The sequence below is a fragment of the Pseudomonas sp. NFACC04-2 genome, from assembly GCF_900119265.1.
Classification (GTDB): Bacteria; Pseudomonadota; Gammaproteobacteria; order Pseudomonadales; family Pseudomonadaceae; genus Aquipseudomonas; species Aquipseudomonas fluorescens_AA.
This window is the reverse complement of the sequence record NZ_FPJC01000002.1, coordinates 212,884-225,431: the sequence shown is the minus strand read 5'-3', so window position 1 is coordinate 225,431 and position 12,548 is coordinate 212,884. Positions and strand designations below refer to the sequence as shown.

Genomic DNA, 12,548 nt, shown 5'->3' with positions numbered 1-12,548 from the left:
TGTCCCCTGTTGTTTTTATTGAAGGGCAATGTCGGGCTGTCATCACGAGTCGAGCGGGCGAATGCCGCTGTCCCGGGAAAACGGATCGTCGAGCGTAGGTGGAGAAATATCCGAATCGAGTGTTGCCAAGGGCCTGATGAACAAACCCTTGGTATGTACTTCACCTGAAAGCCGGCCCCTTCAAAGCACGGTGCCGGCTTGGCTCAGGATCAGATCAGGCCAGCGCTGCGCAGCGCGTCAGCGATTTCCTTGTCGGCACCCTCGGCCAGTGGCAGCAGTGGGGAACGGACGGTGGCATGATCCAGGATGCCACGGGCAACCAGGCCATGCTTCAGGGCCACGGTGCCCTCCATGTGGGAACCGCGGTGGTAGACATTACGAGTGACCGGCAGCAGCTTGTCGTGAATGGCACGAGCAGCCGGGTAGTCGCGACGCTTGCCGGCGGCGATCAGTTCGATCAGCGGCTCTGGAGTCAGGCTGCCGTAGCCGACCAGTGCGCCATCCACGTCAAACATGGTGTGCAGCAAGTATTCGTCATGGCAGGTCAGGATTTGCAGATCGGGAACCTCACGACGGATGACCGGGATTTCGGTGTCCCAACGACGCATGTTGCGAACACCGTTCTTCATGGCAAACACGCCAGGCTGTTGGGCAATTTCCAGTTGAGTTTCCAGGTCGTAGGTCGCCTTGGTCACGTCTGGGTACTGGAACAGGATCAATGGCATACCGCTTTCTTCATAGATCGCTTTATAGCGGTCCTGAGCCGCGCCTTTCTGATAACCGAAACGCAGCCAGCCGTGGGAAGGATAAACCAGGCCGGCAGCAGCGCCGTTGGCGACGGCGCGCTTGGCCTCTTCAGCGGCAACATGGGTACCTTCGGCCGTGATGCCGGCGATGATGGGCAGACGACCGCCTACCGACTCCTTGAAAGCCTGGATGACGCGGCCTTGTTCTGCCTGGGTCAGGAAGGTGCCTTCACCTGCGTGGCCCAGAACCACCAGCCCTTTTACACCTTCAAAGCTGCCAAGCCAGGCACCCAGTTTCTGAATAGCTGCGTAATCAACCTCACCATCACGAGTGAACGGCGTGACAGGAGCAGGAACGAGGCCTTTAAGGTCGATAGTGTTTTTAGTGCTCATTTCATTACCTCTGGTTTAGTTAAGTTTCGCAACTAACGCATGCGCGGGCGCAAAACACACTCTGATGTGTTCTGGGTTTACTACTGAGTCAGGTACCGTCGATTGAACTATTTAGCGTGGAAGATCATGGCGAAAGGTCCTCCAGAATTCGGCCTTTGGTTTCAATGGCGAAAGAAGCAGTGATCACTGCTGTCATCAATAAGACGACCGCAAAGATACCGAACACATATTGAACACCCAAGCCAGAAACGGTGTAGCCTACAATGATCGGTCCCAGTGCCGAACCCAATCTTAGCCAAGCACTGCCTACACCCGTACCTAAGGCTCTTAGACGAGTTGGATAAAGTTCCGCCGAATAAAGATAGAGCGAGAAAGTCACTGTCTGGACCAATGCATATCCCAGTCCTGCCAGTACCAATATCTTGATCGGCGCAGTTGCACCTGTCGTTGCCAATATTGCCAGCGGTATGGCTGCGAGGAACAAAGCGCCCATATACCAGCGACGTCGGCCCACTTTATCAATCAGCAACGCACATATCACGGCGGCAACAACACCTGCGGCTGAGGTTATGAAGCCATAGGCCAGGCTGGTTTCGAGTGGCAGATGGAAATGTTGACGATAGAGTGTCGGCAACCAGGTAATAAGCCCGTTAGCGACCATATAGGAGCCAAACCACATTGCCCAAATAACGAGTGAGCGCTTGAAATAGATGCCTTTGAAAAGCTCTCTCCAGCCGCCTTTGTTATTTATCCCATGCATTTGCGGGACTTCGACTGCAGGTTGCAGCGTCTTGCCGGCTTTAACAGCGCTGTGTTCGAGGCGAGTGACAATCCGGTCAGCCTCGTCCAGACGACCCTTGGACGCCAGCCAGCGCGGCGATTCAAACAGGAAGAAACGAAGCGGGATCAACAGTATCGCAGGGACCAGGCCGACTGCGAACATCGCTTTCCAGCCGTATATCGGTACGAGGAAGTAGCCAATAATCCCGGCCCCTACCAAGCCCAGCAGAAACATGACTTCATACAAAAGAAAGAATCGCCCTCGTTTCTTAGATCCAATCAGCTCATTGATATATGCGCTTGCCACCGGTACTTCACCTCCCGTACCGATGCCCTGTATGAACCTGAAAGCGATCATCATCGCGGCGCTAGACGCAAACAGGCAGGCCACGTCCATCGAAACAAACAGCAAAATGGTGAACGTCAGGACCTTCATGCGACCGATTCTTTCGGCCAGCCATCCAAAGATCAAAGCACCGAACAGCTGTCCCAAATAACCGGCAGAAAGGATCATGCCGATCTGCGTGCCGCTAAGATTCCACTCCTTGGCCAGAACCGGCATCGCGTAGGCGATGGCAATGACTGTGTAACCATCAAAAAATGTTGCGGCGCCGATAATGTTCCTGGCCCAAAACACTTGCCTGGTAATGGGAAGCCGTTCTAAGCGAGCACTAATATTCGCCTGGCTATTTATCTTCTCTGGCGAGGGCTCAGTTTCAACTTTCTGCATCAACATGGCTCTTCCTTTTATTATTGTTTGCGTTATTCGGGGCGAACGAAGCTCGCAGTGAGGAACACAGTGCAATGGCGTAGCCGTTTGAGCTGGACAGCGCCAGCCCGATGTTTATTACTAGATCACCAGTTTTTCGGAAACGCCCACTTGATAGACGAAATCACGCCGGCAGTGGAAATGGCAGGAAAGTTCTTTAAATGATGAATTGAAAGGGTGACTTGAGGGGGGCGTTAAAAGCTCCCAGTGCACAATATCGGCATGATCGAAGTAACGCGCTTCATCAACGGTGGCCGCGTTGTTGAATTGAGCGCAAATGAGAGTCGGCCGAGGATACGAACCTATCGCAACGGGCGCCCCCCATGAGCGGATCACAGAGAGACCGGCTTCAACACGAGTGCCTTGATCATGGAATCTGGCACCGGCGGAGCGGGCATATTGCTGAACAGTGAGTTTCATTTCTATTCGCACCTTTTTATTTTTCGGATTGCGAAAATTTTTTCTTCTTTTCAAATACAGTACCACCACTGTTCTTCAGAGCCCAACCTTTTTTTGGGGCTCGTTCGTCATTATTGTTTTTTCATGCCTTCCTTCAGGCAGCCTGAATCCGAGGTGGGACAAACCACCTTCGAGTGCTATTCTCCTTTGATATTTTTTTCGCATTCCGAAAAACAAAATCACATCAGGTAGAAATCGAGCATGGCTCCACGCATCCCAGTAAAAAACCAAACCTCGAACGCCGCTGACGAAGATAAAAATCAACGCAGCACTGTTCAGTCACTGGCCAAGGGATTCCGCGTTCTGGAAGCCTTCACTGCGGAAAGCGATGAGCTCACATTGAGCCAGATCGCTGAAAAGGCCGATCTCGATCCGGGTACCACCTACCGCATGCTGAATACGCTGGTAGATCTCGGGTACGTCTCACGAATACCTGAAAGCAAGCGATTTTCCTTAACACTCAAGATCCTCAATTTGGGCTTTCATGCAATTGCCCACACAGACCTGCGCAGTCTGGTCCGTCCTGTGTTGAGGGGGCTCGTCAGCGAAACCAGTGAAGCGGCCAGTTTCGCCGTTCTGCAGGGCGCAGACGTGCTGTATCTGGAGCGTGTAAGGGCGGGCATTACGCGGCTTGGGGTGGATATTCGTATCGGGACGACCGTCCCGGCTTGTCAGACAGCGATTGGTCAATCGATCCTGGCATTTCTGTCCGAGCAAGAAGTGGCGCGTATCGAGGCGCATTCTTCAGCCACGCCCTTCATTAGCAAGACGCTCGCCAAGCCGCTTTCCGAGGTATTGGAGCAAATTCGAAAGGACGGCTACTTGATTACGGATTCGCTGTTCGCCGAAGGGCTTCGAATCCTGGCCGTTCCGGTGCTGGATATCGACGGCTACCCTGTTGGGGCAATCAGTATCGCAGCGCCAGCAGTGCGATGCTCCATTGAAGAGCTCGAACGCCGAGCGCTGTCATTGACGATGGCAGCAGCGAAGAATATCGGTCGAGCGCTCCAGGCCAGCGGAAGCGTGAACTCCAGCCTTTGATCACGACAAACGAGAACACATCCACCTACCGGCGCCTGTAGCCGGGGTTAGGAGCGTCGAGTCACCGAGCGCGACAACAGCAGCAACGTGGCGAACAACACCATGATGGTGGTGGCCGACGGCAGCACCGGGCTCAAGGCTTCGCGGGCGGTGGTGAACATTTCGCGGGGCAGGGTACGTTGATCGGGGCCGGCGAGAAACAGTGTCACCACCACTTCATCCAGTGAGGTGGCTGACGCGAACAAGCCGCCCGACACCAGCCCTGGCGAGATCAGTGGCAGGGTGACCTTGCGTACCGTCATCCATGGCGTTGCGCCCATGCTCGCGGCCGGCATGGCCAGCTCCACGCTGCATCACCGCTTTCGCAAGCTGACAGGCACCTGCCCCATTCAGTATCAAAAATCGCTACGACTGCAAGCCGCGCGTACCCTGATGTTGACCGAGCGGATAGACGTGAACACCGCTGCGTTGCGAGTCGGCTATGAAAGCGTCGCCCAATTCAGCCGCGAATATGCCCGGCGCTTCGGAGCGCCTCCCTCGAGAGACATCAAGCGCACGGGAAAAATGAAAAGGCCCGGAGGAGAATGCCCTCCGGGCCCTTCGTCTTACAGGCTGATCGGATACTGAGTGATGACCTGACGTCGTCGGCGAACGCTACTGAAGCGACAGAGCTTAATCCCCTTCGCAACGACGTCCGCCCCATGCGACGTCCGTGTCACTGCACAAGATGTGTTGCGCGCAGGCATACGTTTTGCCAGAGGCTGCGCTAGCCCATTTGTCGGGTGGCTTGTATTTCTAAGCGTCTTGGTCGATACCCCGGAATGACAGCAGCATCGTTCCGACCTTTTTCAAGAGAATAAAAATGAATATCAGGACTATGAACCTCGCCCCCAGGTTTGCCACGTTTTTCTCACTCATTGTCCTGGTGGTTTTTGCCCTAGGCATCGTCGCCCTATTGCAGATGGGCAAGCTTCGAGATTCGGAGCAGGATGTTGAAACCAACTGGATGGCGAGCATCCGCGAGGCCAGCAAGATGCAGACAGGCATTTTGCGCCTGCGGCTTGAAAGTATTCGCATCACCGTGATCACCGACGAACAACAGCGCCAAACCCGCATTGCTGCGTTGGGCGGCTACCGCAGCACGCTGCAGAACGCCGTCAGCCATTACGAACCTCTCATTACGGGGCCGACTGAGCGTGAGCTCTACCTGGCAGTGTCCAACGATGTGCAGCAGTATTTCAGACTGTTGGACGAGCTGGAGCCGATGCTGCGAAGTGGTGACAATGCCGCAGCCGTCACCCTGATCAATACCCGCATCAGCCCTATGACCAACGCCCTGCAGGACAAGATGGACAATCTCTCGAACTTCAATGAAGAGGGCGCCAAGCGTGCGGGGCTGGACGCCACAGCCACCTATAGCAATGGCGTGACCCTGGTAATTGGCCTGCTGGTGTTAACCGTGGTACTCACCGTGGTGCTGGCTGCGATGCTGACCCGCAGCATCACGTCGCCCCTCAGCGATGCCCTGGCCGTGGCTGAGCGCATCGCCGGCAGTGACCTTTCCCGAGAGGTCTCGATCAGTGGCGGCGATGAAGCCGGCCGCCTGCTGGCCGCTCTGGCGAAGATGCAGGACAACCTGCGGGAAACCATCGCCCGCATCGCTGATTCCTCCACCCAACTGGCGTCGGCATCTGAGGAAATGACCGCGGTGACCGAAGACGCCAGCCGCGGTTTGGTGCGGCAGAACGACGAGGTCAATCAGGCGGCCACCGCGGTGACCGAAATGAGCGCCGCGGTGGACGAGGTGGCACGCAATGCCGAAGCCGCCGCCCAATCTTCCCGCGAATCAATGGAGTTCACCCGCTCGGGTATCGAGAACGTGGCGCAAACCCTCAAAGCCATCGAAGGTCTGGCCAACAACGTGGCCACCACGGGTGAACAGGTCAAGGCCTTGTCAGGCAGGGCACAGGACATCAGCAAGGTGGTCGAGGTGATTCGAGCCATTGCCGAGCAGACCAACCTGCTGGCGCTGAACGCGGCCATTGAAGCCGCTCGGGCCGGGGAGCAAGGCCGTGGCTTCGCCGTGGTGGCCGATGAGGTGCGGGCATTGGCCCATCGCACCCAGCAGTCGACGCAGGAAATCGAACAGATGATCAGCGCGATCCAGACCGACTCGACCCACGCGGTGAGCGCCATGAGCGTCAGCGCGCAGATGGCCAGCAGTTCAATCTCGGTGGCGCAGAATGCCGACCTCTCGCTCAAGCAGATCGCCGAGACCATAGCCCACATCAACGAACGCAACCTGCTGATCGCCACCGCCTCCGAAGAGCAAGCCCAGGTGGCCCGCGAGGCTGACCAGAACCTGACCAGTATCCGCGAACTGTCAATCCAGAGCTCGGCAGGCGCCAGCCAGACCGCCAGCGCCTGCAGTGAAATGGCCAACCTGGCGATTGAACTCAATCATCTAGTGGCGCGCTTCAAGGTCTGAGGGTAGGCGAAGGGCTATACCGCCTGTGGTGGCCGGCTGAAAAAGACCCCTTGCTGCCAATTGTGACAGGCGGCATGGGGCCAATCTCTCTCGTACGCTGCGTCGGCAGACGTGGCACCACATCCTTGAGAGAGGCATACGGATCATGCCCATGCATACGTGCTTAGATATCCAGGCAAATTTTGCCGAAATGCTGGTTGGTTTCCTGATACTTGAACGCTTCGACAATCTCGCTCAAAGGGAAATGACGATCGATAATCGGGCGCATGCCATTAGCATTGATGGCTCGGATCATGTCCTGCTGCTGGCTGCGGCTACCCACCAATACACCCTGCAGACGCACTTGCTTGATCAGTGCCGGTACAAAATTCATTGCACCGCTTACGCCACTCAATATGCCGATGACGGAGATGTGACCAGCAACCCGAACTGCACTCATCGATTGCTCAAGCGTCGCAGGGCCGCCGACTTCGATGATGTGGTCAACACCACGGCCACCCGTTAGCGCGCGTGCAGTTTCGCCCCAGTTGAGGTCTTTGCGGTAATTGATCACATGATCAGCGCCTAGCGCTTTCAGACGTTCAAGTTTTTCGTCGCTTGAAGAGGTCGCAATAACGGTGGCACCGGCCATTTTAGCGAACTGCAGGGCGAAAATTGAAACGCCACCCGTGCCTTGGACGAGCACGGTGTCGCCCGGCTTGAGTGAGTCATCGGCCATCAGGGCGCGCCATGCCGTAAGGCCGGCGGTGGTAAGCGTCGACGCTTCAGCATGGGTGTAGCCAATAGGCGCGAGGGTGAACGATGTGGCGTTGGCCGTCACTTGCTCACGAGCGTAGCCGTCAATGCCATCACCTGGCACGCTGACAAAGCCTTCAACCAGCGGTGCACCGTTGATCCATTCCGGGAAGAAGGTGCTGACGACTGAGTCACCCACCTTGAATTCAGTGACATCTGGGCCGACAGCAATGACTTCACCCGCACCATCGGCCATGGGGATGCGTTTTTCGCTAGGGCCCCACATACCGCTGACCACCGCAAAGTCGTGGTAGTTGAGCGAGTTGGCATGAAGGCGTACGGTGATTTCGCCACGCGCTGCGGCTCGGACTTCGCTGCTGCCAATCACAACCTTTTCATAGCCGCCACCGGGTTCAACGAAGATAGTTTTGCTGCTCATAGGGGTTTCCTCATATTTTCTCATTACGCGAAATAACGAAATGAAAGTTTAAAAATTACAATTCGATGATCAGCCTAGCCGCAAAGTCATCAATCGCCTGCTCATTGCGCCGGTAGTAGGTCCACTTTCCGATGCGGGTGGTCAGCACGAAGCCTGCACGTTGCAAGATAGCTAAATGTGCAGACGCGGTAGAAGGTGAAAGCCCGGCCTTGTGCTGCAAATGGGTGACGCACACGCCTATCGCGGGATCGCCATGATCCTGAGGGGGGAAATTACTGAGTGGGTCTTTGAGCCACTCCATCATTTGCATGCGAGTGTCATTGCCCAGGGCTTTGAGCTGTTCGAGTATCATGGGCGGCAATGTTACGTTTTTTTACGAAATGTTCAATAAGTAATCGATTACCCAGCGCAAAGGTTTGAACTCAAAAAACGCATCCAGCTGAATCGACCCTGATTTTTGTGGACGCATTGAATGACTGCTTGGACTACCCGCTCTGGTAAACATCCCCCGGTATATGCTTGAACGACTGCTTGTGGCCGGTTAGCGACCGTTGTTGTGGCGCGTCATCCTTGTTCTTCCAAACGTGGAGCCCCGGCGAGAACATCACCGCTGCCTGCAGCCGTCAACCCGGCTCCGCGCCTTGTCTCGCCGTATAGGGGCACGCCCGGCTGCAAGCGCCGCAAGGGGCCGAAGGCCAGCCCCAGGCTGGCCAGCAGCACATACAACAGGCCTGCCACGGCAAACAGCAGGCTCAGGCCACCCACCTTGCCCGTCCCCAACAACGGCGCCAGTCGGGATTGCCACTCTCCGGTTTTGCTCATCAATGTGATCGCCCAGCCGTCGGCCAATGCGCCGGCGCCCAGGGCGCCAATGGGCATTGCCAGCAGGCACACCATTTGCCGGGCCGACAAGACCCGGCCGAGGGCGTCGGCGGGCAGGCTGCGTTGCCAGAAACTCTGGTCGCTGCTGGTGCTCAGGGAAAAACAGCCGAACGCGACGAAGGCGGCCACATACAGCACCACCGGCGAAGCGCTGGCGCCGATGGTCAGGACGGCGGCGCCGAGCAGCAGGTCGGCCAGCAATACAGTGCGGATCAGCCGCACCGGCGGCCGGGCCACCACCCACAGCGAGCCGCCGAGCATGCCCAGGCCACCGCAGGTCATCAGGGTGCCCAGCACCAGCACCGAGTGGCGTTCCAAGACCAGTGGCGACAACAGCGCCGAGGCCAGGCCGAGCATCAAGTGCTCCAGCCCGAGGTAGGCCAGCAACGCCCACAGCGCCGGACGCCCGCGCAGCACGGCCAGGACCACCGACGATCCGCCCTCGGCGCCGACGCGGACCTGGCCGGTGCCGCGCACGGCGCTGACGAACAGGCCGATCCAGATAAGGACGGTGGCGCATGACAGCACGGCGCCAAGGTCCAGCAACAGCACTCCCGGTACCCCGACGCTGCCTAGTAGCAGCGCCGCCAGGGTGGGGGCGATCAGTTGCGGCAAGCCCACCATCAATTGCATCAGGCCATTGGCCCGGCCGATCGCCTGGGGGCTGCGCAGAAGTCGCGGGATGGCCGCCTGACACACCAGCATGCGCACCACCAGGGTGCTGGAGTTCACCGCGGCGAAGGCGTACACCTGCCAGCGGTCCAGGGCGTTGGATTCGAACAGCCACCACAGCGCCAGCGCCGCCGCGCCGCTACAGGCTTCCACGCCCAACAGCAAGGCACGCGCTTCACAGCGGTCCACCAGCCACCCGGCCAGCGGCGCCAGCAGCAGTCCGGGCAAGGCTGACAGGGCGATGACCCAGGCGTAGTCGGTGACGCTGCCGTGTTGCTGCAGCAACCAGATCCCCAGGCTGAATGCCGCCAGGGCCGAGCCCAGGGTGGACGCGACCTGGGCGCCCCAGGCCCACAGCCAGGGGCGTAGCGAAGGTTCAATCGTCATGGTTCGGCAGCGCCTCGATCACGGGCCAATGGTGCCGCAGCAAACCGGCGAGGGCCGGCGCCGCGCGGGACTTGAGAATCGACAAATGATTGCAATCCTCGAGCACTTGTCGCCTGCAGTCGGGGGCGAACGCTTCCCAGCGTTGCGCCGGGTCGTCCGGTTCGGCGCTGTGCTGGCCAGCCTCGACCAGCACCACGGGCCCAGGGTAGGGCGGTGTTGGTTGGTACTGCGTCGCCAGGTTGGCCTGGAACACCCGCAGCGGCCCGCGCAACGCATCGGCCCGGGCTTGCGCCGGCATCAGCCCGACCGCTTGCATGCTCGCCAGCAGTTGAGCGCATTGCTCGTCGACTTCGAGGCTGGCGAGGCGGTCGATGTCCAGGCCCAGATCGCGCCCGGCATCCATCTCCAGCAAGCCGACGTAACGGGCCAGGGCGTGGCGCGCGTCGCTGGCCAGACGCGGGCCGGGCGCGCGGCTGTCGAGCAGCACCACCGGCGCCACCGACGCGCCTTCGGCTAGCAACTGACGCGCCACCTCGAAGGCCAGCCAGCCGCCGAACGAATGGCCGAGCAGGTAATACGGGCCATCCGGCTGCTGTCTGCGGATCTCCTTCACATAGGCGCTGGCGGCCGCCTGCACCGTCCCGTGGGGCTCGCAGCGCCCGTCAGAACCGCGAGCCTGCAGGCCGACCACGTTCAAGCGCGCATCCAGCTGCTGGATCAGCGGCACGAAGCTGGCGACGTTAGCCCCGGCACCGGGGATCATGAACAGGCAAGGCGCCTGCGCCGCGCCGGTCTGCAAGACAAAGCCGCTACGGCCGCCGCGCGGTTCGTCGGCATCCCGTTCGGCCTGGCTCAAGGCCTGCTCCAGCGCCTGGGCCAGGTGTTGCAGCGGCTCGGGGTCACGCATGATCGACCAGTGATCACCCTCGATGCGTTGCTCCACCAGATCGTTGCCCAGCAGAGCCTGCCAATCGGCGCCAAGCCCGTTCGGGCTGGACAAGCCCGGCACAGGCGAAGTGGCGCTGAACAAGTGCACCGGCAGGCCCAGGGGCGCCGGCCGGTAGCGGACCATGGCGTTGCGCAGGGTCAGGTTGAGGCGGGCGCGACGGTCCAGTGCCTGGCGGTCAAAGCCGCCGGGCAGCCAGCCGCGTTCCTGGGCCGTAGTGATCAGCGCATCAAGGTCGAGGCCCGTGTGCCAGGCGTCCCCCGGCTCCTGGTCGGCCCCATTGCGCCACTGCTGCGTCAGATAAGCGAGCAGTTGCTGGCGCAGTGCGTCATCGTTCAAGTCCAGGGTCACTGGCGCGGCGCGCAGTGCGCCCGGCTGGCTGCTGTCGATCAGGCCAACGAACGCCACCGGACAGTCCTCGCCTCGCAGTTGGCGGGCCATTTCATAGGCCAGCAGGCCGCCCGCCGACCAGCCGGCGAGCCAGTATGGGCCCTGGGGTTGGACCTTGCGCAGCAGCGCAATGTAACGGCTGGCGAGCGTCTCGTTGCAGATGCCTTGGTCCAGTTCGGCGGCGGCTTGCACCGCGTATATCCCCAGCGCCGGGTCCAGGTAGCGGGCCAGGCGAGCGTAGGGCAGCGCCTCGCCGGTGCCTTCGTGGATGAAGAACAGCGGGGCCCGTTGGTCCGTGCCGGCGCGGATACACAGTAGCGCCTGCTGGTCGACGTCCTGGTCATCCAGGGGCAGCACTTCACGAGCCAGTGCCGCCAGGTCCGCGGCGTTGAACAAGTCGCCCACGGACACGCCCAGGCCTTGTTCGCGCAGGGCGTCGAGCATTTGCACCAGCAGCAGCGAATGCCCGCCGAGGGCAAAGAAATTGTCCTCGCGACCCACCTGCTCGACCCCCAGCAACCGTGCCCAGAGTTGTGCCAGCAGGCTTTCCGTGGCGCCTTGGGGCGCAGCGTAGGGACGCTGCTGCAGGGCGTGCTGGTCAGGCGCGGGCAAGGCGCCGCGGTCGACCTTGCCATTGGCGGTCAACGGCCATCGTTCCAGTTGCACATAGGCGCCGGGCACCATGTGTGCTGGCAACTGTTCGGCCAGTGCCAACCGTAGCGACGCTGGCTCCAACTGGCGGCCCGGTTCGGCGAGCAGATAGGCGACCAGCCGCGGATCGCCGGGTTCGTCCTGGCGTGCCAGGACCCGTGCCGAACGCACGTCGTCCAGCGCCGTGAGGCGTGCTTCGATCTCCCCCAACTCGATGCGGAAGCCGCGCACCTTGACCTGCTGGTCGTTGCGTCCCAGGTAGTACAGGGTGCCGTCGCTGCTCCAACGCGCCAAGTCGCCGGTTCTGTAGAGGCGTTCGCCCTCGCCACCGGCAAAACGGGCCGGCAGGAATCGTTCGGCGTCCAGCGCTGGACGGTTGAGATAGCCGCGGGCCAGGCCTGGCCCGGCGACGTGGAGTTCGCCCACCACGCCGCGGGGCACCAGTTCGCCCCGCTCATCGAGCAGATAGACCCGCAGGTCGGGGATCGGCCGGCCGATGGGGGCCAGCCCGGCGTGGCAGTGGGCGGCATCGATGGGCTGGTAGGTCACATGCACCGTAGTCTCGGTGATGCCGTACATGTTCACCAACTGCGTGCCCTGGCTGTCCGGGCGCTCGAACCAAGGCCGTAGCGCCGCGCCATCGAGGGCCTCGCCGCCGAAAATGATGCAGCGCAGGCGATGGGGTTCGGCGCGGGTCTGCTTCATCCAGGCGTAGAAGGCGCTGGGCGTCTGGTTGAGTACGGTGACGCCGGTCTCCACCAGCAGCCGGT

Annotated in this window: 9 protein-coding genes and 4 pseudogenes (1 of these 13 running past the window's edge); 4 read left to right on the top strand and 9 right to left on the bottom strand. The window is 60.1% G+C overall.

Annotated elements, in window-relative coordinates; translation table 11 throughout:
* Positions 1 to 209: 209 nt before the first annotated feature.
* The 3 genes from BT125_RS03200 to BT125_RS28520 form a co-directional block, all read right to left on the bottom strand.
* Positions 210 to 1,139 (bottom strand): dihydrodipicolinate synthase family protein, encoded by a 930-nt coding sequence (locus tag BT125_RS03200; RefSeq protein ID WP_072405146.1) that lies wholly within the window; start codon positions 1,137 to 1,139, stop codon positions 210 to 212.
* 124 nt (positions 1,140 to 1,263) lie between these two features.
* Positions 1,264 to 2,655, bottom strand: coding sequence for an MFS transporter (locus tag BT125_RS03195; protein ID WP_072405145.1), 1,392 nt, complete (start codon positions 2,653 to 2,655; stop codon positions 1,264 to 1,266).
* Positions 2,656 to 2,769: 114 nt separating this feature from the next.
* A complete protein-coding gene (locus tag BT125_RS28520) occupies positions 2,770 to 3,108 on the bottom strand; it encodes a hypothetical protein (RefSeq protein ID WP_139271669.1) in 339 nt (112 codons plus the stop codon).
* A gap of 240 nt (positions 3,109 to 3,348) precedes the next feature.
* On the opposite strand from BT125_RS28520, the gene BT125_RS03190 reads away from it, so the two are divergent.
* Positions 3,349 to 4,188 (top strand): IclR family transcriptional regulator, encoded by an 840-nt coding sequence (locus BT125_RS03190; RefSeq protein ID WP_072405144.1) that lies wholly within the window; start codon positions 3,349 to 3,351, stop codon positions 4,186 to 4,188.
* A gap of 47 nt (positions 4,189 to 4,235) precedes the next feature.
* On the opposite strand, the pseudogene BT125_RS03185 reads toward BT125_RS03190, so the two are convergent.
* Positions 4,236 to 4,529, bottom strand: a pseudogene (locus BT125_RS03185) (ABC transporter permease); the annotation flags it as partial.
* On the opposite strand from BT125_RS03185, the pseudogene BT125_RS03180 reads away from it, so the two are divergent.
* The 3 genes and pseudogenes from BT125_RS03180 to BT125_RS29930 all read left to right on the top strand — a co-directional run.
* Positions 4,516 to 4,815 (top strand): annotated as a pseudogene (locus tag BT125_RS03180) (helix-turn-helix domain-containing protein); the annotation flags it as partial. The pseudogenes BT125_RS03185 and BT125_RS03180 overlap by 14 nt on opposite strands.
* A 235-nt stretch (positions 4,816 to 5,050) precedes the next feature.
* Positions 5,051 to 5,821, top strand: a pseudogene (locus BT125_RS29935) (MCP four helix bundle domain-containing protein); the annotation flags it as partial.
* On the top strand, positions 5,813 to 6,676 hold the full coding sequence (locus BT125_RS29930; RefSeq protein WP_371857788.1) for a methyl-accepting chemotaxis protein: 864 nt from the start codon (positions 5,813 to 5,815) through the stop codon (positions 6,674 to 6,676). The pseudogene BT125_RS29935 and the gene BT125_RS29930, both read left to right, overlap by 9 nt.
* A gap of 67 nt (positions 6,677 to 6,743) precedes the next feature.
* Here the strand turns inward: BT125_RS29930 and BT125_RS29925 are convergent.
* The 5 genes and pseudogenes from BT125_RS29925 to BT125_RS03155 form a co-directional block, all read right to left on the bottom strand.
* A pseudogene (locus tag BT125_RS29925) lies at positions 6,744 to 6,839 on the bottom strand (transposase domain-containing protein); the annotation flags it as partial.
* A complete protein-coding gene (locus BT125_RS03170; RefSeq protein ID WP_072405142.1) occupies positions 6,840 to 7,850 on the bottom strand; it encodes a zinc-dependent alcohol dehydrogenase family protein in 1,011 nt (336 codons plus the stop codon). It lies immediately after the preceding pseudogene.
* 55 nt (positions 7,851 to 7,905) lie between these two features.
* Positions 7,906 to 8,202 carry an ArsR/SmtB family transcription factor gene (locus BT125_RS03165; RefSeq protein ID WP_072405141.1) on the bottom strand — a complete coding sequence of 99 codons (297 nt, stop codon included), beginning with the start codon at positions 8,200 to 8,202 and terminating at the stop codon, positions 7,906 to 7,908.
* Between the two features lie 212 nt (positions 8,203 to 8,414).
* On the bottom strand, positions 8,415 to 9,791 hold the full coding sequence (locus BT125_RS03160) for an MFS transporter (protein ID WP_072405140.1): 1,377 nt from the start codon (positions 9,789 to 9,791) through the stop codon (positions 8,415 to 8,417).
* Positions 9,781 to 12,548, bottom strand: partial view of a non-ribosomal peptide synthase/polyketide synthase gene (locus tag BT125_RS03155; RefSeq protein ID WP_072405139.1) — the 3' end only. It continues 15,046 nt past the right edge of the window; the window shows 2,768 of its 17,814 coding nt (coding positions 15,047-17,814); its start codon lies off the right edge, out of view; its stop codon occupies positions 9,781 to 9,783. Before BT125_RS03155 ends, BT125_RS03160 begins: the two co-directional genes overlap by 11 nt.